Below are 25643 nucleotides of genomic sequence, written 5' to 3' on the forward strand. Positions count from 1 at the left end.
CAATGTGCCGGATTCCCTGTCGGGACGGCGTCGATGAAAGCGATTTCAATGCGGTTCGACGAAGTCCGTCACGAGTCGCTCGAGTCGGGCGCGCCCGTCGATCGGGTCGCCCCAGAGCGCATCGAGCTCGCCACGCAGCCAGGTGAGCTGCCGCTTCGCGAGCTGGCGGGTGGCGAAGATGCCGCGGTCGCGGAACTCGGCCGCGTCGAACGCACCGTCGAGGTGCTCCCACGCCTGTCGATACCCGACCGCGCGGATCGCCGGCAGGTCGAGGGGTTTTGGATGCGACGCGAGCTCCGGCAATGCGCGCAGGCGACGCACCTCGTCGAGGAAGCCGGCGTCGAGCATCGCGTCGAAGCGCTTGGCGATGCGTGCGTGCAGCACGTCGCGGGACGGCGGCGCGACCACGAGCTTCAGCACGCGACAGGGAAATCGATGCGCTGGACGTTCGCGTCGCCAATCTGAAATCGTGCGGCCACTGAGCCGCCACACTTCCAGCGCGCGCTGGATGCGTTGCGCGTCGGTGGCGTGGATGCGGTAGGCGGCGTCGGGATCGATCGTCCCGAGCTCGGCATGCAAGGCGGCCCATCCGCGTTCGCGGGCCTCGGCTTCGATCGATGCACGCGTCGCCGCATCCGCCTCGGGCATCGGCGCAAGGCCGTGCAGCAGCGCGTGGAAGTAGAGGCCCGTCCCGCCCGCGAGGATCGGCAGCTTCCCGCGCGAGACGATGTCGTCGACCGCGGCGCGTGCGTCCGTCGCGAACTCCGCGGCCGAATACGGTTGCCACGGGTCGCGCACATCGATGAGGTGATGCGGGATCCCGCCGCGTTCGTCCTGCGTCGGCTTGGCCGCGCCGATGTCGAGCCCGCGATAGACGAGCGCCGAATCGACGCTCACCACTTCACCGCCGAACCGCTGTGCCCACTCGACCGCCAGCGCCGTCTTGCCCGACGCGGTCGGGCCCATCAATGCGATGGCGAGCGGACGACGGTCGGCCATCGACGACGTCGGCGACTCAGGCGTGCTGGCCGCGCGCGAGCAGGCTGCCGCGTCGGCCGAACACCACGTAGACCACGATGCCGATGACGTTCCACAGCAGGAACCACAGCTGCGTCTGCTGCTTGAGGCTGATGAAGAGGTAGATGCAGCCCACGATCGCGGCCGGGCCGACGATCCATGCGGCCGGCGTGCGGAAGGTGCGCGGACGGTTCGGATCGCGGCGTCGCAGCACCAGCATGCAGACCGCGACGGCCGTGAACGCGGCGAGCGTGCCCGCATTCGCGAGCGATGCGATCTCGTCGAGGCTCGCCACACCCGCGAGCGCGGCGACGATCACCGCGGTGAACAACGTCACCGCCGTCGGCGTGCCGCTGCGCGGATTCACCTTCGACAGCCGATGCGGCAGCAGGCCGTCGCGCGACATGACGAAGAAGATGCGGCTTTGGCCATAGAAGAAGGCGAGCAGCACGGTCGGCAGCGCGACCACCGCCGCGCCCGCGACGATCTTCGCCGCGGCGCCCTGCCCCAGTTCGCGCATGATCAGCGCGAGCGGCGCCGGGCTCTGCGCGAACGCGGTGAAGTGCATCGCGCCCACCGCGGCGACCGCAACCAGCAGATAGATCAGCGTGCAGCCCACCATCGAACCCACGATGCCGATCGACAGGTCGCGCCCCGGGTTCTTCGCTTCCTCCGCCGCGGTGGAAATCGCGTCGAAACCGTAGAACGCGAAGAAGATGATCGCGGCTGCGGCCATCACGCCGTGCTCGACGCCGCCCGCGCCCGTCGATTTGACGAAGCCGTACGGCATGAACGGATGCAGGTTCGCCGAATCGAAATGCGGCATCGCGATCGCGACGAACACGCCGAGGGCCAGCACCTTGACCGTCACGAGAATCGCGTTGAGCGTCGCGCTTTCGCGCGTGCCCAGCATCAGCAGCCCGGCGACGACGAACACGATCACGACCGCAGGCAGGTTCACCACCCCACCCGCATGCGGGCCGGCGATCAACGCCTGCGGCAACGCGACGCCGAGGCCGCGCAGGAATTCCACGACCGATCCCGACCAGCCCACGGCCACCGCACTCACGACGAGCGAGTACTCGAGGATCAGGCTCCAGCCCACCACCCACGCGATGGCTTCGCCGAGCACGGCATAGCTGTACGTGTAGGCGCTGCCGGCGGCGGGCATCATCGTCGCCATCTCGGCATATGCGAGTGCGGCGCAGGCGCAGACCACGCCGGCGACGAGGAAGGAGAGCAGCACCGCCGGCCCCGCGAGGTTCGCGGCGACGCCGACCAGTGTGTAGATGCCCGTGCCGACGATCGCGCCGATGCCGAGCGCGACCAGGTGCGGCCAGCTCAGCGTGCGCACCAGGCGGCGCCCTTCCTCGTGCACGGTGATGCGGTCGATGTCCTTGCGACGGAGCCAGGTCTGCATGCGTTCGGTCATCCGGGTCTACGGTCGAGGCCGCAGTGTCGCTCATGTCGCGCGTGCATGCGACGCGACCGATCGGGTGCCCGCAGCCGTGGTCAAAAGTTCGCCAGAACGACGTGGACGCCTGCGGCGGCGGGCGCCGTCGTCGTTATCCACATCGATGCCCCACCGGTTATCCACAAGCGCTGTCGATAACGTGACGATTGACGTGCTCGCTCGTTCCGTCGTAGCGATCGCGACCGTGTGAGCCGCGCGACGCGATGTGCGCTCGCATCATCGAGATGGCCCATGCCGCAGTTGATCAGTCGTCGTCCGGCCAGCGGATGGTCGGCACGGCATCCCGCGTCTTCGGCTTGGGCTGCGCATCGACGGCCGCCCACACCTTCAACGAATCGACCGTCGCCGCGACGTCGTGCACGCGCACGATGCGCGCGCCGTGCTGGACCGCGATCAGATGCGCTGCCACCGAACCGAAGACGCGATCGGCAGGAGCGTCACGTCCGGTCAGGTCGCCGATCGTGCGCTTGCGCGAGAGCCCGGCGAGCACGGGCACGCCGAGGTCGGTAAACCGATCGAAGCGCGCGAGCAGCTGCAGGTTGTGGTCGCGCGTCTTGCCGAACCCGAAGCCGGGGTCGACGACGATGCGCTTCTTGGCGATTCCCGCCATCTCCGCGGCGAAGATGCGTTCTGCGAGGAAGCGATGCACGTCGGCGACCACGTCGTCGTACTGCGGATCGTCCTGCATGGAACGCGGCTCGCCGAGCATGTGCATGAGCACCACGGGCACGCCCAGCGACGCCGCGGTCTCGAGCGCGCCCTCGCGACGCAGCCCGTAGACGTCGTTGATCATTCCGGCGCCCGCCGCGACCGCCACGCGCATGACCTCGGGCTTCGACGTGTCGACGCTGACGGGCACCGCGGTGTCGCGCACGAGTCGTTCGATGACCGGCACGACGCGACGGATCTCCTCGTCGGCGTCCACGTCCGCCGCGCCCGGCCGGGTGGATTCACCGCCGACGTCGAGCAGGTCGGCGCCTTCATCGACGAGCCGGCGCCCGTGCGCCACCGCCGCCTCGACGTCGAAATGATCGCCGCCATCGGAGAACGAATCCGGCGTCACGTTGACGATGCCCATGACGCGCGCGCGATCCAGCACGAGCTCGCGGCCGTTGCAGTCGAGGCGCGGGGCGATGTCGAACATCAGCCGCGTCCCCGTCGCGCCGCGATCGCCATGAGGATGACGCCGAACGCGACGCCGAGCGCCACGCCCATCGCGATGTTGTGCAGCGCCACACCGATCGCGGTGCCCGCGCCGATGCCGATGGCAAGAAACGCACCCCGCCGATGCCTGCGCATCCCTTCGCTCCAAAGAAAAAAGGCCAGAGCGGACTCTGGCCTTTTCGGGTGTCACTGGCAACGCGGATCAGGTGCCGGTCGGCTGCGGACCGCCGAGCGTCAGGCGCTTCGGCTCTTCCGTCGCCGGGCCGCCGCGGCCCCAGCCGGTCGGCGGCGGCGGATCGCGGCCTTCCATGATCGCGTCGATCTGCGTGGCGTCGATGGTCTCGTACTCGAGCAGCGCCTTCGCCATCGCGTGCAGCTTGTCGATGTTGTCGGTGAGGATCTTCGTCGAACGCGCATAGGCGCGGTCGAGGATGTCACGGACGACTTCGTCGATCTTGCGCGCGGTCTCGTCGGACACGTTCTTGTGCTGCGTCACCGAACGGCCGAGGAACACCTCGTCCTCTTCCTCACCGAACGTGATCGGGCCGAGTTCCGACAGGCCCCACTTCGTGACCATGTTGCGCGCCATCTTCGTCGCGCGCTCGATGTCGTTCGACGCGCCCGTCGTGACCTTGCCCGGACCGAAGATCAGCTCTTCGGCGATGCGGCCGCCATACAGCGAGCACAGCTGCGACTCGATGATGGTGCGGTTGTAGCTGTAGCGGTCGCCTTCCGGCAGGTACATGGTCACGCCCAGCGCGCGACCGCGCGGGATGATCGTGACCTTGTAGACCGGATCGTGCTCCGGCACGAGGCGGCCGACGATCGCGTGGCCCGCCTCGTGGTACGCCGTGTTGGTCTTCTCTTCGAGGCTCATCGCCATCGAACGACGCTCGGCGCCCATCAGGATCTTGTCGCGTGCCTTGTCGAAGTGCTCCATGTGCACCTGCTTGGCGTTGTCGCGTGCGGCGAACAGCGCGGCCTCGTTGCAGAGGTTCGCGAGGTCCGCACCCGAGAAGCCCGGCGTGCCGCGCGCGACGACCATCGCGTCGACGTCCTCGCCCAGCGGCAGCTTCTTCATGTGCACCTTGAGGATCTGCTCGCGACCGCGAACGTCCGGCAGGCCGACGGTGACCTGACGGTCGAAACGGCCCGGGCGCAGCAGCGCCGGATCGAGCACGTCCGGACGGTTGGTCGCCGCGATGACGATCACGCCCTCGCCGCCCTCGAACCCGTCCATCTCGACCAGCAGCTGGTTGAGCGTCTGCTCGCGCTCGTCGTGACCGCCGCCGAGACCGGCGCCGCGATGACGACCGACCGCGTCGATCTCGTCGATGAAGATGATGCAGGGCGCGTGCTTCTTGGCCTGGTCGAACATGTCGCGCACGCGGCTCGCGCCGACGCCCACGAACATCTCGACGAAGTCCGAGCCGGAGATCGAGAAGAACGGCACCTTCGCTTCACCCGCGATGGCGCGCGCAAGGAGCGTCTTACCCGTACCCGGCGGACCGACCATCAGCACGCCGCGCGGGATCTTGCCGCCGAGCTTCTGGAAGCGCGACGGATCGCGCAGGAACTCGACAAGTTCGCCGACTTCCTGCTTCGCCTCGTCGCAACCCGCGACGTCGGCGAGCGTGACCTTGACCTGGTCCTCGCCCTGCATCTTCGCGCGCGATTTGCCGAAGCTCATCGCACCCTTGCTGCCGCCCTGCTGCATCTGGCGCATGACGAAAATCCACGCGCCGACGATTAACAGGATCGGTAGGAAATTGAGCAGGATCGCCCACAGCGACGGGCCGTTCTGCGGCGGCTGCTGGGCGACGGACACGCGGTGGTGCAGCAGGTCGTACATCAGACCGCTGTCTTCCGGCGCATACGTCACGAACTTCGTGCCGTCCTTGCGCTCACCCGCGATCGTGGTGCGGTCTTCCGCGATCTGCACCTTCTGCACGCGGTCGGACTGCACCTGCTGGATGAACTGGTCGTAGGCCAGCGTCTCGGTCTGGGCGCTGCGCGGGCCGAAGGCCTGGAAGACCACCATCAGCACGACGGCGACCACCACCCACAGCAAAAGATTCTTGGCCAAGTCGTTCATCTTCATACCTTGAGGCGCCATTGGAGCACGTACACCCTGTACGTCCCTTCAAGCCGCGTGCCGGAATGGCTCCGATCATGCGGCCACGGCCGCTTACGGGCCGTGCTCGTGGCATCGCGGTTCAGCGACGCCCCTGCATCACGCCGTTAACGGCGTCATGCCACCTTACTTCATCTGCGCACGCCGGCTTTGCGCGAGCGCATATACCTCGGGCGACCGTTTACGTGACGCTGCCGGCTTGCGGATGACGACCTTGTCGTACCGACGCCGGAGTTCCTTCACGTACTCGTCGAACCCCACACCTTGGAACAGCTTGATGAGGAAGTTGCCGCCCACCCGCAGGTGATGGTCGGCGAAATCCATCGCGAGTTCCGCCAGGTGCATCGCCCGCGGCAGGTCCACCGCGTCCATACCGCTCATGTTGGGGGCCATGTCCGACAGCACAAGGTCCACCGGCTGCCCGCCGAGACTGGCTTCGAGCTGTTTGAGAACTTCGTCCTCGCGGAAGTCGCCGTGCAGGAATTCGACGCCCGCCAAGGGCGGCATGGCGAGGATGTCGAGCGCGATGACGCGCCCGCTGTCGCCCAGGCTCTGGCGAACCCACTGCGACCAGCCGCCGGGCGCCGCGCCGAGGTCGACCACGACCATGCCGGGCTTGAGGAGCCGGTCACGTTCGACGAGTTCTTCCAGCTTGTACGCCGCACGCGAGCGCAGGCCTTCGGCCTTCGCCTTCTTCACGTACGGGTCGGAGAAGTGTTCCTTGAGCCAGCGGTGGCTGGACTTGCTGCGCGTCGGCATCGGTATGTGCACGCGCCGGAAAAGGCGGCGCAAGGCCGCATGATACCCTGCGCCTCCCCGCGCTCCTGGAACGTTCGCTTGACTTCGCCACGCCTTACCAACGCCCAGATCCGGTTCCTCCGCGGCCAGGCCCACGGCCTGAAAGCGATGCTGCAGGTGGGCGGCAAGGGCGTGACCCCGGCGCTGGTGGCGGAAGTCGGTCAGGCGCTCGAGGACCACGAGCTGATCAAGGTGAAGGTGGCGGCCGAGGATCGCGAGGCGCGCGACGCGCTCGTCGACGAACTGGTCAAGGGCACCGACGCGGCACTGGTCCAGCGCATCGGCCACACCGCCGTGCTCTACCGCCAGAGCCGCGACAAGCGGCAGATCGTCCTGCCGCGGGCCTGACGCCCTTCCGACGGCGACGCGTCGACACTCCCTGCGACGGCCGGCATGCAACTGACGCTCGAAAACCCCGATCACATCAACGTCCTGCGCGGCGCCGACGGCCGCTCGGCGCTGGTGAACGACCGCCAGCTGACGACCAGCTTCATCGTGTCGCCCGAAACGCTGGTCGAAGACTGGCCGGTCGCTGCCGTCGGGCTGCTCACACCCGAACTGCTGGAACCACTGCTCGCGCTGAAGCCCGACGTCATCGTCATCGGCAGCGGTGATCGCCAGGCGTTCGCGCCGGCTGCAACGCAGGCCGCCTGCCTGCAAGCGGGCGTGGGGTTCGAGGTGATGAACAACTCGGCCGCCGCGCGGACGTATGCGGTGCTCGCAGGCGAAGGACGGCGGGTCGTCGCGGGCTTCATCCTCGGCGGTTGATCGGCGCGGAGCGGCAGGCGCCGCGATGCGACGACGAAGAATCGTCGCGAGCGTTCGAGCGGCAGCAAAGATCCGACGCGATCGGAGCGCGTCAAGCAGCGGTCTGATCGACACGCCGGCACGTTCGCTCGCGAGAGCGATCGAATGACACCGCGGCCGCCTGCGCAGAATGCCGCGCGCCCGTTCTCTTCCGACGCCTCGATTACTTCGCCGGCAGATAAAGCAGCGGATCGACCGGCTTGCCCGCGTAGCGGATCTCGAAGTGCAGCATGTCGCGCGGCGCGCCGCGGTGGCCCATCTCCGCAATCGCGTCGCCCGCCTTAACGAGCTGCCCTTCGTTGACCAGCCGCTTGCGGTTGTGGCCGTACGCCGACAGCCACTGCTCGTTGTGCTTGATGATCACGAGCTCGCCGTAGCCGACCAGCCCTGCGCCGGAATAGACGACGGTGCCATCGGCCGCCGCACGCACCGGCGAGCCTTCCTTGCCACCGATGTCGATACCCTGCTTCGTCGGCTCGCCCGGCACATAGCGCGACACGAGCGCGCCCTCGGCCGGCCAGCGCCACGCGAAACCGCTTGCAGGCGGCGCGACCACCACCGGCGGTGGTGCGGGACGCGTGTCGCGCGGAGGAGTCGCCGGTGATGTCGTCGAAGTACGCGGCGGCGTGGTGCGCGGCGGCGTCGACACGACGCGTGTGCCGCCCGGATACAGGCGAAGCCGCTGCCCCGGATAGATCGTGTACGGCGGCGGCAACGCATTCCATGACGCGAGATCAAGCACGCTGATGCCGTTGCGCGTCGCGATCGAATAGAGCGTGTCGCCGCGCTCGACGACGGTCGTTGCGCCGGGCTTCGGCGTCGACACACGCGGCGGACTACGCGTCGCCGACGGCTCGCGGATGACCGTACTCGAACAGCCCGCGAGCAACGCGAACAGCGCAGTCACGCTCCACATCGCGATTCGTTGCATCGTCATGCCCCGTGCGCTCTCCACGCCAGTACGCCGATACCGACCACGACGATCGCCGTCGCGATCCAGCCCACCGGCTCGATGTAGCGACGCAGCTGCGCCTCCGCGCGCTCGCCGCCCATGCGGATCAGCAGCGCGAGCAGGAACACGCGCTTGCCGCGTCCCACCGCCATCGCGAGCAGGTATTGCAGCATCGGCACGCCGACGATGCCCGACGCCCACGTGAACACCTTGAGCGGGATCGGCATGAAACCGCCGAGCACGAGGAAGGTGAACACCGCCCACGGCGACTTCGCCATCTCGGCCTGCACGGTGCGGATGCCCGACTCGATCGCCGGCAGCATGCCCATGGCGGCGAAGAGCGGTTTCACCGCTTCGAAGGCGTAGTGCCCGAGCGCGTAACCGACGACCGATCCCAGCAACGAGAACACGAGGCTCACGGTCGCAAAACGGAACGCGCGACGCGGCTGGCCGACGCACATCGGCGCGAGCATCACTTCCGGCATCACCGGGAAAATGATCGCCTCGAAGAAGCTCAGCACCGCGAGGTAACGCTCGGCATGCCGATGGCGGGCCCATCCGATCGCGCGGTCGTACAACGGGGCGAAAAGCTTCAAGCGGTTCTCCGTATCAATCCACGATGCCCGACAGGAGCGGCACGAATACGACGGGCGCAAGCACCTGCTCGTCGAAGCTGCCGTCCTCGCGCTGCCGGATGCGCACCAGCGCCTGCGCGTTCGCGGGCCCCACCGGCGCGATCAGCGTACCGCCCGACGCGAGTTGCGCCTTCAGGGCATCGACCAGCGCCGGCGCGCCCGCAGTGACGAGAATCGCATCGAACGGCGCGTTTTCGGGCCAGCCGATGCGGCCGTCGTCGTGCTTCGTGCGCACCGTCATGCCGAGCTGGCGCAAACGCTTGCGCGCGACGCGCAACAGCTCGCCGATGCGTTCGACCGTGTGCACCTCGAGACCCAGCGCCGCAAGCACTGCGGCCTGGTAGCCCGAACCGGTGCCGATCTCCAGCACCTTCTTCGGGCTCGTTTCGAGCAGTGCCTCGGTCATGCGCGCGACGACCCACGGCTGCGAGATCGTCTGGCCGTGACCGATCGGCAGCGCGGTGTCTTCGTACGCGCGCGACGCGAGCACTTCGTCGACGAACAGATGACGTGGCACCGTGCGGATCGCGTTCAGCACGCGCTCGTCGACGATGCCGTTGGCGCGCAGGCGCTCGACCAGTCGGTCGCGCACGCGCTGCGACGTCAGGCCACTGCCGGTGGTCTCCGGCTTCATGTTCATGCGCATCGTCACGCCTCCGACTTCAGGCGCAGCGTGTCGGCGAGCCCACCGACCCAGCCGGCGACCTGCTCCAGCGCCTGGAAGCGCGTGAGGTCGACATGGATCGGCGTGATCGACACGCAACCGCGTCGCACGGCGTGGAAATCGGTGCCGGGACCGGCGTCCTGCTCGGCACCGGCCGCGCCGATCCAGTACCACTGGCGACCGCGCGGGTCGACCTGCGATACGCAGGCTTCCGCACGGTGGCGATTGCCGAGGCGGCCGACCTCGAAGCCGGCCAGCGCATCCCACGGCACGTCGGGCACGTTGACGTTGAGGATGGTGTCGGCCGGTAGCGGGTCGACCGACAGTCGCGCCACGAGCTCGACCGCCGCCCGCGCGGCCGTTTCGTAATGACGCCCGACGTGATCTGCCGTGGCGAGCGACACCGCGATCGCCGGCAGGCCCAGGAAGCGGCCTTCCATCGCCGCAGCGACGGTGCCGGAATAGATCACGTCGTCACCGAGGTTCGCCGTGTTGTTGATGCCCGACACGACGATGTCCGGCTCCTCGTCGAGCATGCCCGTCAGCGCGACATGCACGCAGTCGGTGGGCGTGCCGTGGACGCGCCAGGTCTGCGCGTCCTGCTGGATCACGCGCACCGGCATGTCGAGGGTGAGGGAATTGCTCGCGCCGGAGCGGTCGCGATCGGGCGCGACGGTGATGACGCTATGGCCGGCGGCGCGCAGGTGCTCCGCGAGGACGCGGATGCCCGGCGCGTCGACGCCGTCGTCGTTGCTGATGAGGACTCGCATTCGAACTCGGTGCGCCGGGTGGAGGAACCGCCGGCGACGGCGGGGACTCATGATAGCCGAACGTCCCGGCCGCCCATTCGCGCGATGAAGACGTCGTCGCAGCGCGCCGCGCGCCCGGCGTTTACGCTGGCGGCATGGGCGAGAGCGATCCACGCGACGACGATTCGGAACTGTTCCGGCAGGCGGTGGGCCCCGTGCGCCCGGTCGAGGCGCCGCCCCTGCCGCCGACCGCGCCGAAGCCGCGTCCCCGCGCACGCATGGCCGAACAGGACGAAGCCGCCGCGGCGAGCGAATTCCGCCTCGCGCTGGACGAGCAACTGCTCGGCGCCGGCGACGTGCTCAGCCATCGCGACGAACGCCTTCCGCCCGCCGTCTTCCAGCGCCTCAAGCGCGGCGAGCTGTCGGCGCAGGATGAACTCGACCTGCACGGGCTCGACGCGCGCCAGGCGCAGTCGCTGCTGCGCGCGTTCCTCGCGGACGCGCGCAAACACGGCGTCGGCTGCGTGCGCATCATCCACGGCAAGGGACGCGGCGCCGCGGAACTCGACAGCAGCGGCGCGCCGCTGCTCAAGAACATGGTCGACCGCGTGCTACGCCAGCGCGCGGACGTGCTGGGCTTCCATTCCGCGCCGCCCGCACAGGGCGGGACGGGCGCGGTCGTGGTCGTGCTGGCGAAGCGTTAGCGAGGCGGCTTCGCGGCGTGCTTCAGCGGCGGATTCACCCATTCGACATGAATGCCACGCGTCAGCGCCTGCTGATTGATGCGTGCGATGTACTCGCCGTCCTGCTGAGCAAGCACCGAGCTCGATGCCCGGGGTGAAACGTAGGTGGACGCGGACGAATCGTGCGTGCTCGCGCAGCCGGCGGCACTGCCGGCGAGGAGAACGACCAGGAATGCGGAACGCATTGCGGACATAGACCCTCCTTCGGACGTCAACGCGGCGTCCGCCCCCATGGCGGGCGTCGAAGCGGTTATACGCCCGCGCTACCAGCGCCGCATGTGACGGCTGGCCGCGTTCGACGAACGGTCAGTCGGGCCGACGGGACGCCGCGGCGACGTCGCCCAACGCGTCGAGCACGCAGGTCGCGTAAGCACCTGGCGGCAGCGCAAAACGCAGTTCGAGCACGCGATCGGACGCCCATGCCCAGTCGAGATCGGCCGGACGAAGCCTGAGCGCGCGTCGCTCCTGTTCGAGCCCTGCGCGCTCCAATCCCTCGCGCAGCGCCGGACCGTTGTCCGCATCCAAGCAGGCCTGCTCGAGATCGCGACATTCGCCGGTGGTGCGCAACGTGCCGCGGCCCCACAGCGGACCCGTCGGATGAATGTCGAATGTCGCCAACCGCTCCGCGAGCGCGTCGTCGAACGGCTCCGGTCCGAACACGCTGCGGCGGCCGTCGAGCATCCAGACCTCGCCGTCCAGGGGCGTGTCCCAGCAGCGCCGACGCACGCGTTCGGCAAGTACGCGGTTGAAAAGCTCCGATCGTGCTGCCGACAGCAGCAGGCTTCGGTCCTCGCGACGGACGCGACGGCCGGCGAACATCGCGAGCGCCTGCTCGACGTTATCGCCGGCGCGGCCGAACCGCTGCTCGCCGAAGTAGTTGGGCACGCCGCGCGTTGCGATGAGCGACAGGCGCTCATCGATCGCGCCGACATCACCGTCGACATCGCGCAGCGTGAGGATGAAACGGTTGCCGGCGAGCGCGCCGCGCGGGAGCTTGCGTGCGTGGCGCGTCGACGAAAGCACGCGCAACGACGCACCTTCCAGCGCGGCCACATCCGGCGATTCGCGCCCCGGCAGATGCACGGTGAAGCGCTGTCGCGTCACTGCGTGCCGATCCTTCAGGCCTGCATAACCGATGGCGACGTCCTTGACGCCCGCCCACTCCGCGATGCGCCGCGCCGCGAATGCCGTGTTGAGGCCGCGCTTTTCGATCTCGAGCAGCAGGTGTTCGCCGCTGCCGGTCGGCTCGAAGCCGGCAATTTCCTCGACAACGAAATCGTCCGGCGTGGCGCGGAACGTCGCGGTGAGCACGGACGGGCCGTGCGCGCGCGGCAAGTCGGTCGTCATCAGATCGACTCGAGCAGGCAGACCGCCATCGCGGCGATGCCCTCTTCGCGACCGGTAAAACCCAACCGTTCGGTCGTCGTCGCCTTGACGCTCACAGCGTCGACTTCGATACCGAGATCCCCCGCGATGAGCTCGCGCATGGCCTGCGCATGCGGACCGACCTTCGGACGCTCGGCAAGCACCGTCGCATCGACATTGACGACCCGGAATCCGCGCTCCGCGGCGAGCGACACGCAACGGCGCACGAACGCACGACTGTCCGTATCGCGCCACCGCTCGTCGCTCGGCGGAAAATGGCGGCCGATGTCGCCGAGCGCCAGCGCGCCGAGGATCGCGTCGCACAGCGCATGCAGCACCACGTCGCCGTCGGAGTGCGCGACGACACCGCGGCTGTGCGGAATGCGGACGCCGCCGAGCATGACGTGGTCGCCGTCGCCGAATGCATGGACGTCGAAACCCTGGCCGATGCGAATGCTCATGCGCGCTCCCGGTTCGCTCGGCTCGAAAGCAGATGGTCGACGAGCGCACGGTCGGCCGGCGTCGTCACCTTGATATTGTCGTCGCGGCCTTCGACCATGCGGGGGCGACGGCCCATGCGTTCGAGCGCCATTGCTTCATCCGTAACGAGAGTGCCAGCGTCGCGTGCGCTTTCGAGCGCTTCGCGCAGCACGTCGAGGCGCGCGGCCTGCGGGGTCAACGCGCGCCATAGGCGCTCGCGAGGCTCGGTGCCCGCGCTGCGGCCGTCGTCGTCGATACGCTTGAGCGTGTCGCGTACCGGTGCGGCGAGCAGCGCGCCGTGCCCGTCCTGCAATGCGGCGTCGATCAGGCGATCGAGGTCGCGCGTGTCCAGGTTGGGGCGTGCGGCATCGTGCACGAGCACGAGCACGTCCTCGCCCGCGACCGGCGCGAGCGCCTGTAGCGCCGCCAGCACCGACGCCGCGCGATCGGCGCCGCCGATGCACGAATGCACCGGCTTGCCGCGTCGCGCTGTCCAGCCGGGCCAGTGCGTGTCGCCTGCGCCCAACGCGACCATCGCTCCGGCGACACGCGGATGCGACAGCAAGGCGTCCAGCGCGTGCGCGATCAGCGATTGCCCGGCGACCTCGAGGTACTGCTTGGGAATGTCGCCACCGAAACGGCTGCCGCTGCCCGCGGCCGGCACCACGGCCCAGATCGCCGTCATGGCGTCGCCGGCGCGGTATCCGCGGTCGCCGGCTTCGGCTGCGTCTGCGCGTTCTCGACGACGCGATAGAACACCTCGCCCGGCTTGATCATGCCGAGTTCGCTGCGCGCGCGATCCTCGACGGCCGCCTCGCCCGACTTGAGGTCTTCCACTTCGGCAGCCAGCGCATCGTTGCGCTGGCGAAGACCGCCGTTTTCATGCGCCTGCGCGTCGACCTGGCGCTGCAGCGTGTCCACCGCTTCGCGGCCGCCCTCGCCGCGCCACAGCCGTGTCTGCAGGCCCACCAGCAGCAGTGCCAGCAGGCTGATCAGGATCAGCAGGCCGTAGCGCGTTCGCGCCATCGATCAGCGCGCCAGCGAGACGAACGCGTTGCGACCGGCGTAGCGCGCGGCCGCGCCGAGCTGCTCTTCGATGCGCAGCAGCTGGTTGTACTTGGCGACGCGATCGCTGCGGCACAGCGAACCCGTCTTGATCTGCGTGGCGGTCGTCGCGACGGCGATGTCGGCGATCGTCGTGTCCTCGGTTTCGCCCGAGCGGTGCGAGACGATCGCGGCGTAACGGTTCGCATCGGCCATCGCGATGGCTTCGAGCGTTTCGGTCAGCGTGCCGATCTGGTTGACCTTGATGAGGATCGCGTTCGCGACCTTCTGATCGATGCCTTCCTTGAAGATCTTCGGATTGGTGACGAACAGGTCGTCGCCGACCAGCTGCACCTTGTTGCCGATCTTCTCGGTGAGCAGCTTCCAGCCGGCCCAGTCGTGCTCGGCCATGCCGTCCTCGATCGTGATGATCGGATAGCGCTGCGTCCAGTCGGCGAGGAAGTCGACGAACTGCTCGCTGGTCAGGCGCTTGCCTTCGCCAGTGAGGTTGTACTTGCCGTTCTCGAAGAACTCGCTCGACGCGACGTCGAGGCCCAGCAGCACGTCCTCGCCCGCGCGATAGCCGGCCTTGCCGATCGCCTCGAGGATGGTCTCCAGCGCTTCCTCGTTGCTGCGCAGGTCCGGCGCGAAACCGCCTTCGTCGCCCACCGCCGTCGAAAGACCGCGACCCTTCAGCACGCTCTTCAGCGCGTGGAAGATCTCGGTGCCCGCACGCAGCGCTTCGCGGAAACTGTCGAAGCCGACCGGCAGCACCATGAACTCCTGCAGGTCGACGTTGTTGTCCGCATGCGCGCCGCCGTTGATGATGTTCATCATCGGCACCGGAAGCACGGCTTCGCGCCCATTCGCCAGATGCTGCCACAGCGGCATCTTCTTCGACGCCGCGACCGCGTGCGCATTCGCCATCGACACGCCGAGCAGCGCGTTCGCGCCGAGGCGGCCCTTGTTGTCCGTGCCGTCGAGGTCGATCAGTCGACGGTCGAGGCCCGTCTGGTCGTTCGCGTCAAAACCCGCGAGCGCCTGCGCGATCGTCGTGTTGACGTTGTTGACCGCGTGCGTGACGCCCTTGCCGAGGTAGCGCGTCTTGTCGCCATCGCGCAGTTCGACGGCTTCCTTCGTACCCGTGGACGCACCCGACGGCACCATCGCGCGGCCGAAGCTGCCATCGGCGAGCGTGACTTCCGCTTCGAGCGTCGGGTTGCCACGACTGTCCAGGATTTCGCGGGCGTGGATGCGTTCAATCTGCACGGGGCGTAACTCCGATGAAAGTAAGAAGCTTGGGGCTGGGACCGCAGCGGCTGTCGAGCGCGCGATCGAGATAGACGGACTGCACCGCAATGACGCGGGCGACGACGCCGAGATCGAACGTCGCGGCGCCCTTGGTCTGGTAGCCGATGTAGGGAACGCGCAGGCGACCGTCGGCGTCGAGCGTCTTGCGATCGTCGGCACTGAGCTCGACGTCCTGGTCGATCAGGCGAAGCAGGTTCGTGCGAAGCGTCGGTGCATCGGGCGTGGCGTCGAGCACATCCATCGCCGACTGCATGTCGAGCCCGCGACGCGCGAGCTCGGCGTCGACGCACTTCTTGATCGCGGCCGACTCTTCGACCAACGGCTGGTAACGCGCGACGTCGGCATCGAACTGTGCGGAGATGTCGGACTGCGGCGCCGCTTGCGGTGCGGCGGCCGGCGGCTCGCTCGCCGCAGCGGCGCTGGCCGCCGCCAATAAAAACAGCGTCAGGACGAACCGCGCCGCTGTCACGAAGCGTATTCCGACTCGAGGAAACCGTTGCGCTTGGTTACTTCGTCGAGCTGCTTCAGCGTTTCCAGCAGCGCGCGCATCTTCGGCAGCGGCCACGCGTTCGGACCGTCGGACAACGCCTTCGATGGATCCGGATGCGTCTCCATGAAGATGCCGTCGATACCGACCGCCATCGCCGCGCGCGCGAGCACGGGCACGTGCTGCCGCTGACCGCCGCTCGACGTGCCCTGCCCGCCGGGCAGCTGCACGGAATGCGTCGCGTCGAACACGACCGGGCAACCGGTTTCGCGCATCACCGCGAGCGAACGCATGTCGCTCACGAGGTTGTTGTAGCCGAAGCTCGCGCCGCGCTCGCACACCATGATCTGCTGATTGCCGGTCGACTTCGCTTTCTCGACCACGGGCTTCATGTCCCACGGCGCGAGGAACTGGCCCTTCTTGATGTTGACCGGCTTGCCCGCGGCGCAGACGTTGCGGATGAAGTCGGTCTGACGCACGAGGAACGCTGGCGTCTGCAGCACGTCCACTACGCTCGCGACCTCGTCGATCGGCGTGTACTCGTGCACATCGGTAAGCACCGGCAGGTCCAGCTGGCGCTTCACTTCCGACAGCACCTTCAGGCCCTCTTCCATGCCGGGGCCGCGGAAACCGGACATCGACGTGCGGTTCGCCTTGTCGAAGCTCGACTTGAAGATGAAAGGAATGCCGAGCTCGGAGGTGATCTCCTTGAGGCGACCCGCCGTCTCCATCTGCAGTTCCATCGATTCGATGACGCAGGGACCGGCGATCAGGAAGAACGGCTTGTCGAGGCCGACCTCGAATCCGCAGAGGTTCATGGGTGACTCCGAAACGTGGGGACGCGCGCATCGCGCATCGCACGGAAAGACGGAACGCAGGCGATGCGCATCAGTTGCGCACTTCCTTCAGCAGACGGCCGCCAGCCTGCGCCTTGTGCTCGCGCGCGGCGCGGATGAAGCCGATGAAGAGCGGATGCCCGTCGCGCGGCGTCGAGAGGAACTCGGGGTGCGCCTGGCAGGCGAGGAACCACGGATGCGCATCGCGCTTGAGCTCGACCATCTCGACGAGCAGGTCGTCCATCGACTTCGCGGAGATCACGAGGCCCGCGTCTTCGAGCTGCGTGCGATAGCGGTTGTTGAACTCGTAGCGATGCCGGTGACGCTCGCCGACCACATCGCGGCCGTAGGTCTCGCGCGCGAGCGTGCCCGGCTTGAGGCGCTGGTCCTGCAGGCCGAGGCGCATCGTGCCGCCCAGATCGCTGCCTTCACTGCGACGCTCGATGTCGCCGGTCTGCGTACGCCATTCGGTGATCAGGCCGATGACCGGATGCGGCGACGCCTTATCGTTCTCGGTGCTGTTCGCGCCCGCGAGACCGCACACGTTACGCGCATAGTCGACCACCGCCGCCTGCATGCCGTAGCAGATGCCGAAATACGGAATGCCGTGTTCGCGCGCGAACTTCGACGTGAGCACCTTGCCTTCGAAGCCGCGATCGCCGAAGCCGCCGGGGACGAGGATGCCGTCGACACCGTCAAGCACGGACACGCCCTGCTTCTCGATGTCGCTGGATTCGAGCCACTTGAGGTTGACGCGCGTGCGCTGGCGCAGGCCGCCGTGCTTGAGCGCTTCGGCGACGGACTTGTACGCGTCCTGATGGTCGACGTACTTGCCGACGACGCCGATCGTGACTTCGTCAACCGGATGCTCGCTCGCATCGAGCACGGCATCCCATTCGGCGAGGTTCGCGGCGCCGGCCTGCAGGCCGAGGCGACGGATCACGATCTCATCGAGGCCCTGGTCGTGGAAGAAGCGCGGCAGCTTGTAGATGTTGTCCAGGTCGATCGCCGAGATGACCGCGCGCTCGGGCACGTTGGTGAACAACGCGATCTTGCGACGCTCGGAATCCGGCAGCGGCTGTTCGCTTCGGCAGAGCAGCACATCGGGCTGGATGCCGATCGAGCGCAGTTCCTTGACGGAGTGCTGCGTCGGCTTGGTCTTAAGCTCGCCGGCGGCGGCGATCCACGGCACCAGCGTGAGGTGCATGAACAGCGTCGACTCGGGGCCGCGCTCGCTGCGCAGCTGGCGGATCGCCTCGAGGAACGGCAGCGACTCGATGTCGCCGACGGTGCCGCCGATTTCGACGAGGCCGATGTCGTAGCCGTCGGTGGCGTCGACGATCGCGCGCTTGATCTCGTCGGTGATGTGCGGGATCACCTGCACGGTGCCGCCGAGGTAGTCGCCGCGGCGCTCCTTGCGGATCACGGCCTCGTAGATGCGGCCAGTGGTGATCGAGTTCTTGCGGCTAAGACGCGTGCGGACGTAGCGCTCGTAATGACCGAGGTCGAGGTCGGTCTCCGCGCCGTCGTCGGTGACGTACACCTCACCGTGCTGGAACGGGCTCATGGTGCCCGGATCGACGTTGATGTACGGATCGAGCTTCATCATCGTCACGCGCAGGCCGCGCGATTCGAGGATGGCCGCGAGCGAGGCCGCTGCGATGCCCTTGCCGAGCGAGGACACCACGCCGCCGGTGACGAACACGAGCGGCGTTACATGGCTTGCGGAAGTCATGGGCACGGGTGCGCTGGAAAGCCGTAGTTTACAGATGCGACGCCGCGACCGCGACTCCGGCGTCCGGAACGAAAACGCCCCGGCCGAAGCCGGGGCGTTTCGAGCGTGCTCGAGCGCGGTTCGCTTACTTGTGCTTGCGCGTCTTGCTCGACTTCGTCTTGCTGTCCGACTTGGCGTCATCGCCCTTCAGCTGGCCGGTGCCGGCGAGCGCGTCGTCCGTCGTCACCGTCGCCGTGGTGTCGCCCGCGGTCACTGCCGAGCGGGTCGCCGCGGTCGCGTTGCCGGAGACGGCATCCGCGGCCTGACCGGACGCGTTCACGGCGCCCTGCGAGTTCACGCGCGCCGGGACGGCGGCGTTGGTCGCACCGGTCACCGGGACGGCCGGGGTCGTCGCGCCCGTGGTCGCGCCAGCGGTGCCGGTCGCCGAGGTGCCGGTGGTCGAGCCGGCGACATTGCCGCTGACCGAACCGGTGGCATCGACGCCCGACGTACCGACGGTCGCACCAGCGTCGACAGTCGTGCCCGTGGTCGCGGTGACCGGCGGAACCGCGCGGCCGGCGTCGCGGACCACCGCGCCGACCTTGTCACCCGCGGTGCGGGCGGTCGACTTGGCGGTATGCACAGCATTGCTGCGCGCCTTGCCCGTCGCCTTGACCGCATCGGTCGTGTCAACCGTCGCGCCGACGGTGCCGCTCACGGCGCCATCCACCGAGCCGGTGACCGGCGTGGCCGGAACCGTCGTGGTGGGCGTCACGGGCGTGGCGACCGGCGGCAGCGACACCTGCGCGAACGCGGGAACCGCGAGCGTGGCCAGAATCGACAGGGCGAGAATGCGCTTCTTCATGGAGCCTCCTTGAGGGGGTACCGGGACGGCCCGGGGGAGTGCCGTCATCCGGGCCGCGACCCTACGGACCCGCCCCGTAGCCCCCACGTGAAAAGGAAGCTAAAGCGGCAACAAGTTGTTCAGCTTCGAGCGTCCGAGCGGGTGCGACGCCCTCTGTTAGCATTTCGACTAATGAACAAGCGATATAACGCCGCCGACATCGAGGTGCTCTCCGGGCTGGACCCGGTCAAGCGCCGCCCGGGCATGTACACGGACACCGCCCGCCCCAACCACCTCGCACAGGAAGTCATCGACAACTCGGTCGACGAAGCCCTGGGCGGGCATGCCAAGACCATCGAGGTCACGCTGCATACCGACGGCAGCTGCTCGGTCAGCGACGACGGCCGCGGCATGCCGGTCGACATCCACCCCGAGGAGAAGATCCCGGGCGTCGAGCTCATCCTCACCCGCCTGCACGCCGGCGGTAAGTTCAGCGGCAACAACTACACGTTCTCGGGCGGCCTGCATGGCGTCGGCGTGAGCGTGGTGAACGCGCTGTCGAAGCATGTCGACGTGCGCATCAAGCGCGACGGCAACGAATACCGGATGACGTTCAAGGACGGCTTCCGCGATTCCAAGCTCGAGGTGATCGGCACCGTCGGCAAGAAGAACACCGGCACGCGCGTGCAGTTCTGGCCGGATCCGAAATATTTCGACACGCCCAAGATCAACGCGCGCGCGCTGCGCCACCTCCTGCGTGCGAAGGCGGTGCTGTGCCCCGGCCTGACGGTGCGCCTGATCGACGAAGCCACGGGTGAGCGCGACGAGTGGTATTTCGAGGACGGCCTGCGCGACTACCTCAAGGGTGAACTCGGCGAGCGCGAGGTGCTGCCGTCGCAGCTGTTCGTCGGCTCGCTGACGAAGGAGACCGAAGTCGTCGACTGGGCGGCCGCGTGGGTGCCCGAAGGCGACCTCGTGCAGGAAAGCTACGTCAACCTGATCCCGACCGCGCAGCACGGTACGCACGTCAACGGCCTGCGCACCGGTTTCACCGATGCGCTGCGCGAGTTCTGCGATTTCCGCAACCTGCTGCCGCGTGGCGTGAAGCTCGCGCCGGAAGACGTGTGGGATCGCGTCGCGTTCGTGCTGTCGATCAAGATGACCGACCCGCAGTTCTCCGGTCAGACGAAAGAACGCCTGTCGTCGCGCCAGGCCGCGGGCTTCGTCGAATCCGCCGCGCACGATGCGTTCTCGCTGTGGCTGAACCAGCATGTCGATCTCGGCATGCGCATCGCGCAGCTGGCGATCGAACGCGCTGCCGCGCGCCTGAAGAGCGAGAAGGTCGTCCTGCGCAAGAAGGTGACGCAGGGGCCTGCGCTGCCGGGCAAGCTCGCCGACTGCGCATCGCAGGATCTCTCGCGCACGGAGCTGTTCCTCGTCGAAGGTGATTCGGCAGGCGGCAGCGCGCGCCAGGCGCGCGAGAAGGACTTCCAGGCGATCCTTCCGCTGCGCGGCAAGATCCTCAACACGTGGGAAGTCGCATCCGGCGGCGTGCTCGCCTCGCAGGAAGTGCACGACCTCGCCGTCGCGATCGGTTGCGACCCCGGCAAGGACGATCTCTCGGGCCTGCGCTACGGCAAGGTCGTGATCCTCGCCGACGCCGACTCCGACGGCCTGCACATCGCGACGCTGCTGTCCGCGTTGTTCCTCCGCCACTTCCCGGCGCTGGTACGCGAAGGCCACGTGTTCGTCGCCATGCCGCCACTGTTCCGCGTCGACGTCGGCAAGCAGGTCTTCTACGCGCTCGACGAGGAAGAGAAGCGCATCCTCATCGACCGCATCGAACGCGATCGCGCTGCCAAGAAGAAGGGCACGCCGACCGGCGCCATCTCCGTCACCCGCTTCAAGGGCCTCGGCGAGATGAACCCCGAACAGCTGCGCGAGTCGACGATGCACCCCGACACGCGCCGCCTGGTGCAGCTCACCGTCGACGACAACGACGCAACGCTCGCGCTGATGGACATGCTGCTCGCGAAGAAGCGCGCGTCCGACCGCAAGGCGTGGCTGGAGAGCAAGGGCGATCTGGCGACGCTGGAGGTTTGAGGTTCACCGCGTCCCGGCGGAGAAGACGCGGTTTCCGGCCTTCTCCGCGACGCCTGTGATGCATCCGTCAACGCTCGCTCGCGGCAGGCCCCTGCAAGCGGTCAGGGCGTCGTCCGCTCGACAGCAACGCGTTCACGTCAAGACGCTTCGCATCTGATGAATGTTGTCCGTCGGCCAGGCCGGCCGTGGACTCCTCCGTCATCGTCGATCGGCGAAGGTGACGCCCATGAGCGCGAACCCCGACTTCCACGCCGTCCATGTCGACCGCGGTGACGCACGCGTTTCCGCGGAAGCATTGGCGCTCGATGCGCGCCGCGCGATCGCGGCGCTGGCGCTACGCAACGCGGACGTCCGTGCCGTCGCCGATGTCGACAATGTGACCGCGAGCGCCATCGCATCGGGCACGGCGCGAATTCCGCCGGGCTCGGACATCGCACAGCGCCTGTTGCTGCTCGTGCGCCTTCACCGGGGTCTCGGGGATGTCTATGGCTCCACCGACCGGATGGACCATTGGCTCGACAACGAGGAACCCGCGCTGCATGGCCGTCCCCGCGACCTCATGCGCACGCCCGAAGGTCTGGCACGGGTCGTCGCGAACGTCGAATCGCGGTGTAAGGACTGCCTCTGGTAGCGATCAGCGGCGCGTGTGGTTGAGCGCGGTCCGCAGGAGGCGCTCGAGAACGTTCTGCAACGCGGACGCCTTGACGTCGTCGTAGTCGAAGCTCGCCTCGTCCATGTAGTTCCGCTGGCTGGTTTCCAGCTGCACGGCGTCGACGCCGTCTTCGGGCCGACCGTAGTGACGGGTGATGTATCCGCCCTTGAAGCGTCCATTCGCGACCCAGTCGAACGTCGACTGCTCGCCCAACACACGTTCCAGTGACGCCTGCAGCGCGGCATCGCAACTCGCGCCGCTCGACGTGCCGAGGTTGAGGTCCGGCAATCGCCCGTCGAACAGGAACGGCAGGTCACTGCCGCGGATCGAATGGCCTTCCCACAGCACGACGCGGCCGTGTGCATCGCGCAGTCGCGCGAGTTCCGACTGCAGCGCGTCGTGGTAGGGACGCCAGTACGTATCGACGCGCGACCGCACCTCGTCCTCGTCCGGCTGCGCACCGGGGAGATAGACGTCGTCGCCGGTGAAGCGCCGCGTTGGGCATAGACCGGTGGTGTTCTGGCCGGGATACAGCGACGTGTCGTCCGGTGGCCGATTGAGATCGACGACGTAACGCGAGAAGCGCGGGACGAGCATCGAGGCCCCCAGCATGTCGCGCGCGAACGCGTACAGGCGCGAGACGTGCCAATCGGTGTCGGGCGCGCGGCGTGCGTCGTCCGTCATGCGCAAGGCGAGGTCGGCAGGAATCTCGCTCCCGTCGTGCGGCAGGCTCACGAGCAGCGGCGCGCGACCGCGGTAGAGCGTGTACGTGTCGGTGGTGATGACGTCGTCGGTCATGCGGTTCGCGCGATGCTCAGCGCATCAGCACGACCTCCTCGGCGCTGGTCGGATGAATGGCGATCGTATCGTGCAGGTCGTCGAGCGTGATGTCGCGACGCATGGCGACCGCGAAGCCCTGCAGCATTTCATCGGCCGCGTCGCCGAGCAGGTGCAGGCCGACGACACGTCGCTCCTCGCCCGTGCAGACGAGTTTGAACAGGCTGCGCTGCGGCGATGCGGACAATGCGTTGAGCATGGGACGGAAACCCGCTCGCGCGATGTAGACGTCGTCGCCGTAGATCGCGCGCGCGGCGCGCTCCGACAACCCGACACGCCCGATCGGTGGATGCGAAAACACCACGGTCGGCACGTCGTCGAGGACGAGCGGCGCATGCGGGCGACCGCCGAACACGCGATCCATGAGGCGGCGTGCCGCGGCGATCGCGACCGGCGTGAGCGCAGGCGACGGCGTGACATCACCCACCGCGTACACGCCACCGACAGCCGTGTGGTTGAGCGCGTCGACGGGAATGAACCCCTGCGCATCGACGGCGATACCCGCGGCATCGAGCCCGAGGCCTTGCGTGTTGGGTCGACGACCCGTCGCGAACAGCACCTGCTCGACGGGATCGCTCCACCCGTCACCGTCGCCGCGCACGCGCAGGCCGCCGTCGACGCGTTCGATCGCAGTGGTCGGCGTCGACAGCTGCACGTCGACGCCGAGATGCCGGTAGTCGTCGATGAGTTGCGCGGTGATCTCGTGGTCGAAGCCGGGAAGCAGTTCCGGCCCGCGCACGCGCAGCGACACGCGACTCCCGAGCGTCTGCAACACGCCCGCCAGTTCGACCGCGATGTAACCGCCGCCGATGATCGTGACGGTCGGCGGCGGCGCGCGCCATGCGAAGAAGTCGTCCGACACGCCGCCGAGTTCCGCGCCCGGAATTTCGGGCTTGATCGGATGCCCGCCGGTGGCGATCAGGATGTGCGATGTACTGAGCACGAGCCCCTCGCCCGTGCGGACGCGCCGCGCGTCGAGCAACGTGCCGCGCGTCGGCATGAGCGCGATGCCGGCGTCGTCGAGGCGGTGGCGATAACTCGCATGGATGCCTTCGATGTAGCGCTCGCGATGCGCGATGAAGGTCGGCCAGTCGAGCGCGCAGTCGGCCGCGGGAAAGCCGAGCGTCGCCGCGTGGCGCAGCTTGCCGGCTACCTCCGCCGCGAGCCACATCGCCTTCTTCGGCACGCAGCCGACGTTGACGCAGGTGCCGCCGAGCGCGGATGGCTCGAGCAGCGCCACGCGCGCGCCATGGCTCGCGGCGCGAAACGCGCCGGCGAGGCCGCCGGAGCCGCCGCCAATGACGATCAGGTCGAAGTCGGTCCGTGCTTCGGTCATGTCGTGTCCGGTCGCTGTTGACGCTGCATTACGCCGAGGGCCGCGTTACGTCGCTGCACTCAGCGGACGAACCGATCGGGTCGGTACGGCGCGGGATCGATCGCGGGCGCGCGGCCGGCGACCAGGTCGGCGAGCAGCTGGCCCGTGCCCGCGCTCATGCCGACGCCCATCATGCCGTGACCCGTCGCGAGCCAGAGACCGCGTTGACCGGGCACCGCGCCGATCATGGGCACGTCGTCGAGCGACATCGGCCGCCAGCCGAACCAGCGTTCGCGAACGCGCGGCCCGACGGGATCGCGCAGGTATTCGCGCGCGCCGCGTTCGAGTGCGCCGAGGCGACGCTCGTCGAGGCGCTCGTCGTAACCGGAAAATTCCATCGTGCTGCCGAGGCGATAGCCGCTCGCCCACGCGGTCACGCACACCGCACGTTCGCGCAGCACGAGCGGTCGCTTGGGCGTGAGCGCCGGCGGGTCGTACGTGATCGAGTAGCCCTTGCCGGGCTGGATCGTGCGCGCGAGCCAACGCAGGCCAAGCGCGTCGGCAAGACGCGGCGACCACGCGCCCGTGGCGACGACCACATCGCGTGCGGCGATCGAACCGCGCGACGTTTCGACGACATGCCCCTGCGCCGACGTCGTCAGCCCAGTGAACGGCCGTTGCTCGTCGATCAGCACGCCGCGTTCGCGCGCGACACGCGCCAGCTCGGCGACGTAACGATCCGGACGCAAGGCGGCATCGCCTTCGAAGCGGAGCGCACCCGCGACGCCGGGTTTCATCGCAGGCTCGTCGCGTTCGTACGTCGCGCCATCGAGCACCTGCACGTCGACGCCGAATTTGCGCAGCAGCGGGACCTCGTGCTGGCCGTGCTCGAAGCGGCGTTCGTCGCGGAACACGTAGTCCTCGCCCGTCGGCAGGAATTCGCAGTCGAGGCCGTAGCGTGCGACCCACTCCTCCAGCCGCACGCGCGAATCGTTGAGCAGCGCGGCCTTCGCTGTCGCGCTCTCGCGCCAGTGTCGCGGGTTGCAGCGTCCGCGCAGTTCCCACAACCAGCGCCACAGCGCGAGGTCGACACGCGGACGGATGTACAGCGGCGCGTCCGGCGTCAGCATCATCGACAGCGCGCGCGTGACCATGCCCGGCGCCGCGAGCGGCGGCGCATGGCTCGGGGTGATCGTTCCGCAGTTGCCGTGCGAACTGCCGCCGCCGATGCGGCCGGCTTCGATGACGTGGACGGAGCGGCCCGCCTCGGCCAGCGCCAGCGCGCTGGCCAGCCCGATCACGCCGCCGCCGATGATGAGCACGTCCGTCGTCGGGTCCTGCGGGGCGGGTGTCACGGGTCAAGCGTCCTTCTGGTGGGGCGGCGCGTCGATGCGCAGCGAGCGGTCGCCGTGCGTCCGCCACGGCCGCAAGTTTCGCACGCGCCTGCTGGCGCCTCCGAGGCACGAACGCGCATCGGCGCGTTCCAAGGCAACGCGCATCCAAGCTGTCCGCCTCACG

At 68.3% G+C, this 25643-nt stretch carries 28 protein-coding genes; 5 read left to right on the forward strand and 23 right to left on the reverse strand.

What is annotated here, in order from left to right; all coding sequences use genetic code 11:
* Positions 1-45 precede the first annotated feature (45 nt).
* From miaA to rlmE, 6 genes are all read right to left on the reverse strand, one after another.
* Positions 46-999, reverse strand: a complete 954-nt coding sequence (gene miaA, locus EVS83_RS04255) for a tRNA (adenosine(37)-N6)-dimethylallyltransferase MiaA (RefSeq protein WP_133499783.1) — start codon at positions 997-999, stop codon at positions 46-48.
* Between the two features lie 16 nt (positions 1000-1015).
* Positions 1016-2437 (reverse strand): amino acid permease, encoded by a 1422-nt coding sequence (locus tag EVS83_RS04260; protein ID WP_133499784.1) that lies wholly within the window; start codon positions 2435-2437, stop codon positions 1016-1018.
* Positions 2438-2735: 298 nt separating this feature from the next.
* A complete protein-coding gene (gene folP / locus EVS83_RS04265; protein ID WP_133499785.1) occupies positions 2736-3635 on the reverse strand; it encodes a dihydropteroate synthase in 900 nt (299 codons plus the stop codon).
* Positions 3635-3790, reverse strand: a complete 156-nt coding sequence (locus tag EVS83_RS15595; protein WP_166636800.1) for a glycine zipper domain-containing protein — start codon at positions 3788-3790, stop codon at positions 3635-3637. The genes folP and EVS83_RS15595 overlap by 1 nt, the downstream gene beginning before the upstream one ends.
* Before the next feature lie 67 nt (positions 3791-3857).
* On the reverse strand, positions 3858-5750 hold the full coding sequence (gene ftsH / locus EVS83_RS04270) for an ATP-dependent zinc metalloprotease FtsH (RefSeq protein ID WP_166636801.1): 1893 nt from the start codon (positions 5748-5750) through the stop codon (positions 3858-3860).
* A gap of 165 nt (positions 5751-5915) precedes the next feature.
* Positions 5916-6548 (reverse strand): 23S rRNA (uridine(2552)-2'-O)-methyltransferase RlmE, encoded by a 633-nt coding sequence (gene rlmE, locus EVS83_RS04275; protein ID WP_133499787.1) that lies wholly within the window; start codon positions 6546-6548, stop codon positions 5916-5918.
* 78 nt (positions 6549-6626) lie between these two features.
* Between rlmE and yhbY the strand changes: the two genes are divergently transcribed.
* Positions 6627-6935, forward strand: a complete 309-nt coding sequence (gene yhbY, locus EVS83_RS04280; RefSeq protein WP_246022770.1) for a ribosome assembly RNA-binding protein YhbY — start codon at positions 6627-6629, stop codon at positions 6933-6935.
* A 45-nt stretch (positions 6936-6980) separates the two neighbouring features.
* The gene (locus tag EVS83_RS04285) at positions 6981-7355 is read left to right on the forward strand and encodes an Mth938-like domain-containing protein (RefSeq protein ID WP_133499788.1); all 375 of its coding nucleotides are present in this window, start codon (positions 6981-6983) and stop codon (positions 7353-7355) included.
* Positions 7356-7557: 202 nt separating this feature from the next.
* Here the strand turns inward: EVS83_RS04285 and EVS83_RS04290 are convergent, their stop codons facing one another.
* From EVS83_RS04290 to surE, 4 genes are read right to left on the reverse strand one after another with little or no spacing between them, the layout of a single operon-like run.
* Positions 7558-8331, reverse strand: coding sequence for a peptidoglycan DD-metalloendopeptidase family protein (locus EVS83_RS04290; RefSeq protein ID WP_425456061.1), 774 nt, complete (start codon positions 8329-8331; stop codon positions 7558-7560).
* A complete protein-coding gene (locus EVS83_RS04295) occupies positions 8328-8942 on the reverse strand; it encodes a YqaA family protein (protein WP_133499789.1) in 615 nt (204 codons plus the stop codon). Before EVS83_RS04295 ends, EVS83_RS04290 begins: the two co-directional genes overlap by 4 nt.
* 13 nt (positions 8943-8955) lie before the next feature.
* On the reverse strand, positions 8956-9627 hold the full coding sequence (locus EVS83_RS04300; protein ID WP_425456062.1) for a protein-L-isoaspartate(D-aspartate) O-methyltransferase: 672 nt from the start codon (positions 9625-9627) through the stop codon (positions 8956-8958).
* 2 nt (positions 9628-9629) lie between these two features.
* Positions 9630-10415, reverse strand: coding sequence for a 5'/3'-nucleotidase SurE (gene surE / locus EVS83_RS04305; protein WP_133499791.1), 786 nt, complete (start codon positions 10413-10415; stop codon positions 9630-9632).
* A 134-nt stretch (positions 10416-10549) separates the two neighbouring features.
* On the opposite strand from surE, the gene EVS83_RS04310 reads away from it, so the two are divergent.
* Positions 10550-11098, forward strand: coding sequence for a Smr/MutS family protein (locus EVS83_RS04310; protein ID WP_133499792.1), 549 nt, complete (start codon positions 10550-10552; stop codon positions 11096-11098).
* Here EVS83_RS04310 and EVS83_RS04315 read toward each other — a convergent pair.
* The 10 genes from EVS83_RS04315 to EVS83_RS04360 all read right to left on the reverse strand — a co-directional run bounded on the left by EVS83_RS04315 (position 11095) and on the right by EVS83_RS04360 (position 19239).
* A complete protein-coding gene (locus tag EVS83_RS04315; protein WP_133499793.1) occupies positions 11095-11331 on the reverse strand; it encodes a hypothetical protein in 237 nt (78 codons plus the stop codon). The two genes, EVS83_RS04310 and EVS83_RS04315, sit on opposite strands and share 4 nt — an antisense overlap.
* 112 nt (positions 11332-11443) lie before the next feature.
* On the reverse strand, positions 11444-12484 hold the full coding sequence (truD, locus tag EVS83_RS04320) for a tRNA pseudouridine(13) synthase TruD (RefSeq protein WP_133499794.1): 1041 nt from the start codon (positions 12482-12484) through the stop codon (positions 11444-11446).
* Positions 12484-12963, reverse strand: coding sequence for a 2-C-methyl-D-erythritol 2,4-cyclodiphosphate synthase (ispF, locus tag EVS83_RS04325; RefSeq protein ID WP_133499795.1), 480 nt, complete (start codon positions 12961-12963; stop codon positions 12484-12486). Before ispF ends, truD begins: the two co-directional genes overlap by 1 nt.
* On the reverse strand, positions 12960-13667 hold the full coding sequence (ispD, locus tag EVS83_RS04330; RefSeq protein WP_133499796.1) for a 2-C-methyl-D-erythritol 4-phosphate cytidylyltransferase: 708 nt from the start codon (positions 13665-13667) through the stop codon (positions 12960-12962). The genes ispF and ispD overlap by 4 nt, the downstream gene beginning before the upstream one ends.
* Complete coding sequence (ftsB, locus tag EVS83_RS04335; protein ID WP_133499797.1) at positions 13664-14008, reverse strand: cell division protein FtsB; 345 nt, start codon at positions 14006-14008, stop codon at positions 13664-13666. Before ftsB ends, ispD begins: the two co-directional genes overlap by 4 nt.
* Positions 14009-14011: 3 nt before the next feature.
* Complete coding sequence (gene eno, locus EVS83_RS04340; protein ID WP_133499798.1) at positions 14012-15295, reverse strand: phosphopyruvate hydratase; 1284 nt, start codon at positions 15293-15295, stop codon at positions 14012-14014.
* Complete coding sequence (locus EVS83_RS04345) at positions 15285-15806, reverse strand: hypothetical protein (protein WP_133499799.1); 522 nt, start codon at positions 15804-15806, stop codon at positions 15285-15287. The genes eno and EVS83_RS04345 overlap by 11 nt, the downstream gene beginning before the upstream one ends.
* Positions 15803-16642, reverse strand: a complete 840-nt coding sequence (gene kdsA / locus EVS83_RS04350; protein WP_133499800.1) for a 3-deoxy-8-phosphooctulonate synthase — start codon at positions 16640-16642, stop codon at positions 15803-15805. Before kdsA ends, EVS83_RS04345 begins: the two co-directional genes overlap by 4 nt.
* A gap of 70 nt (positions 16643-16712) precedes the next feature.
* Entirely contained in the window at positions 16713-18395 is a 1683-nt protein-coding gene (locus EVS83_RS04355; protein WP_133499801.1) for a CTP synthase, read from the reverse strand.
* A 124-nt stretch (positions 18396-18519) separates the two neighbouring features.
* Positions 18520-19239 (reverse strand): hypothetical protein, encoded by a 720-nt coding sequence (locus tag EVS83_RS04360; protein WP_133499802.1) that lies wholly within the window; start codon positions 19237-19239, stop codon positions 18520-18522.
* 171 nt (positions 19240-19410) lie between these two features.
* Between EVS83_RS04360 and parE the strand changes: the two genes are divergently transcribed.
* Entirely contained in the window at positions 19411-21321 is a 1911-nt protein-coding gene (gene parE / locus EVS83_RS04365; RefSeq protein WP_133499803.1) for a DNA topoisomerase IV subunit B, read from the forward strand.
* A gap of 226 nt (positions 21322-21547) precedes the next feature.
* Complete coding sequence (locus EVS83_RS04370; RefSeq protein WP_166636802.1) at positions 21548-21952, forward strand: antitoxin Xre/MbcA/ParS toxin-binding domain-containing protein; 405 nt, start codon at positions 21548-21550, stop codon at positions 21950-21952.
* A 3-nt stretch (positions 21953-21955) separates the two neighbouring features.
* Here the strand turns inward: EVS83_RS04370 and hutG are convergent, their stop codons facing one another.
* From hutG to EVS83_RS04385, 3 genes are read right to left on the reverse strand one after another with little or no spacing between them, the layout of a single operon-like run.
* The gene (hutG, locus tag EVS83_RS04375) at positions 21956-22771 is read right to left on the reverse strand and encodes an N-formylglutamate deformylase (protein WP_133499805.1); all 816 of its coding nucleotides are present in this window, start codon (positions 22769-22771) and stop codon (positions 21956-21958) included.
* Positions 22772-22787: 16 nt separating this feature from the next.
* Positions 22788-24146 (reverse strand): glutathione-disulfide reductase, encoded by a 1359-nt coding sequence (gene gorA / locus EVS83_RS04380; RefSeq protein ID WP_133499806.1) that lies wholly within the window; start codon positions 24144-24146, stop codon positions 22788-22790.
* A gap of 59 nt (positions 24147-24205) precedes the next feature.
* Positions 24206-25480, reverse strand: coding sequence for an NAD(P)/FAD-dependent oxidoreductase (locus EVS83_RS04385; protein ID WP_133499807.1), 1275 nt, complete (start codon positions 25478-25480; stop codon positions 24206-24208).
* Positions 25481-25643: the final 163 nt, after the last annotated feature.

It is taken from the genome of Cognatilysobacter terrigena, from assembly GCF_004361065.1.
GTDB lineage: Bacteria > Pseudomonadota > Gammaproteobacteria > Xanthomonadales > Xanthomonadaceae > Cognatilysobacter > Cognatilysobacter terrigena.

Coding starts and splice junctions, on each gene's coding strand:
- ispF (WP_133499795.1), bottom strand. CDS start 12,963: ATGAGCATTCGCATCGGCCAGGGTTTCGACGTCCATGCATTCGGCGAC.
- ftsB (WP_133499797.1), bottom strand. CDS start 14,008: ATGGCGCGAACGCGCTACGGCCTGCTGATCCTGATCAGCCTGCTGGCA.
- EVS83_RS04285 (WP_133499788.1), top strand. CDS start 6,981: ATGCAACTGACGCTCGAAAACCCCGATCACATCAACGTCCTGCGCGGC.
- folP (WP_133499785.1), bottom strand. CDS start 3,635: ATGTTCGACATCGCCCCGCGCCTCGACTGCAACGGCCGCGAGCTCGTG.
- gorA (WP_133499806.1), bottom strand. CDS start 24,146: ATGACCGAAGCACGGACCGACTTCGACCTGATCGTCATTGGCGGCGGC.
- rlmE (WP_133499787.1), bottom strand. CDS start 6,548: ATGCCGACGCGCAGCAAGTCCAGCCACCGCTGGCTCAAGGAACACTTC.
- EVS83_RS04310 (WP_133499792.1), top strand. CDS start 10,550: ATGGGCGAGAGCGATCCACGCGACGACGATTCGGAACTGTTCCGGCAG.
- ftsH (WP_166636801.1), bottom strand. CDS start 5,750: ATGAACGACTTGGCCAAGAATCTTTTGCTGTGGGTGGTGGTCGCCGTC.
- surE (WP_133499791.1), bottom strand. CDS start 10,415: ATGCGAGTCCTCATCAGCAACGACGACGGCGTCGACGCGCCGGGCATC.
- hutG (WP_133499805.1), bottom strand. CDS start 22,771: ATGACCGACGACGTCATCACCACCGACACGTACACGCTCTACCGCGGT.
- EVS83_RS04290 (WP_425456061.1), bottom strand. CDS start 8,331: ATGACGATGCAACGAATCGCGATGTGGAGCGTGACTGCGCTGTTCGCG.
- EVS83_RS04315 (WP_133499793.1), bottom strand. CDS start 11,331: ATGTCCGCAATGCGTTCCGCATTCCTGGTCGTTCTCCTCGCCGGCAGT.
- EVS83_RS04360 (WP_133499802.1), bottom strand. CDS start 19,239: ATGAAGAAGCGCATTCTCGCCCTGTCGATTCTGGCCACGCTCGCGGTT.
- ispD (WP_133499796.1), bottom strand. CDS start 13,667: ATGACGGCGATCTGGGCCGTGGTGCCGGCCGCGGGCAGCGGCAGCCGT.
- EVS83_RS04260 (WP_133499784.1), bottom strand. CDS start 2,437: ATGCAGACCTGGCTCCGTCGCAAGGACATCGACCGCATCACCGTGCAC.
- EVS83_RS04370 (WP_166636802.1), top strand. CDS start 21,548: ATGAGCGCGAACCCCGACTTCCACGCCGTCCATGTCGACCGCGGTGAC.
- EVS83_RS04300 (WP_425456062.1), bottom strand. CDS start 9,627: ATGCGCATGAACATGAAGCCGGAGACCACCGGCAGTGGCCTGACGTCG.
- EVS83_RS15595 (WP_166636800.1), bottom strand. CDS start 3,790: ATGCGCAGGCATCGGCGGGGTGCGTTTCTTGCCATCGGCATCGGCGCG.
- kdsA (WP_133499800.1), bottom strand. CDS start 16,642: ATGAACCTCTGCGGATTCGAGGTCGGCCTCGACAAGCCGTTCTTCCTG.
- truD (WP_133499794.1), bottom strand. CDS start 12,484: ATGACGACCGACTTGCCGCGCGCGCACGGCCCGTCCGTGCTCACCGCG.
- EVS83_RS04355 (WP_133499801.1), bottom strand. CDS start 18,395: ATGACTTCCGCAAGCCATGTAACGCCGCTCGTGTTCGTCACCGGCGGC.
- miaA (WP_133499783.1), bottom strand. CDS start 999: ATGGCCGACCGTCGTCCGCTCGCCATCGCATTGATGGGCCCGACCGCG.
- parE (WP_133499803.1), top strand. CDS start 19,411: ATGAACAAGCGATATAACGCCGCCGACATCGAGGTGCTCTCCGGGCTG.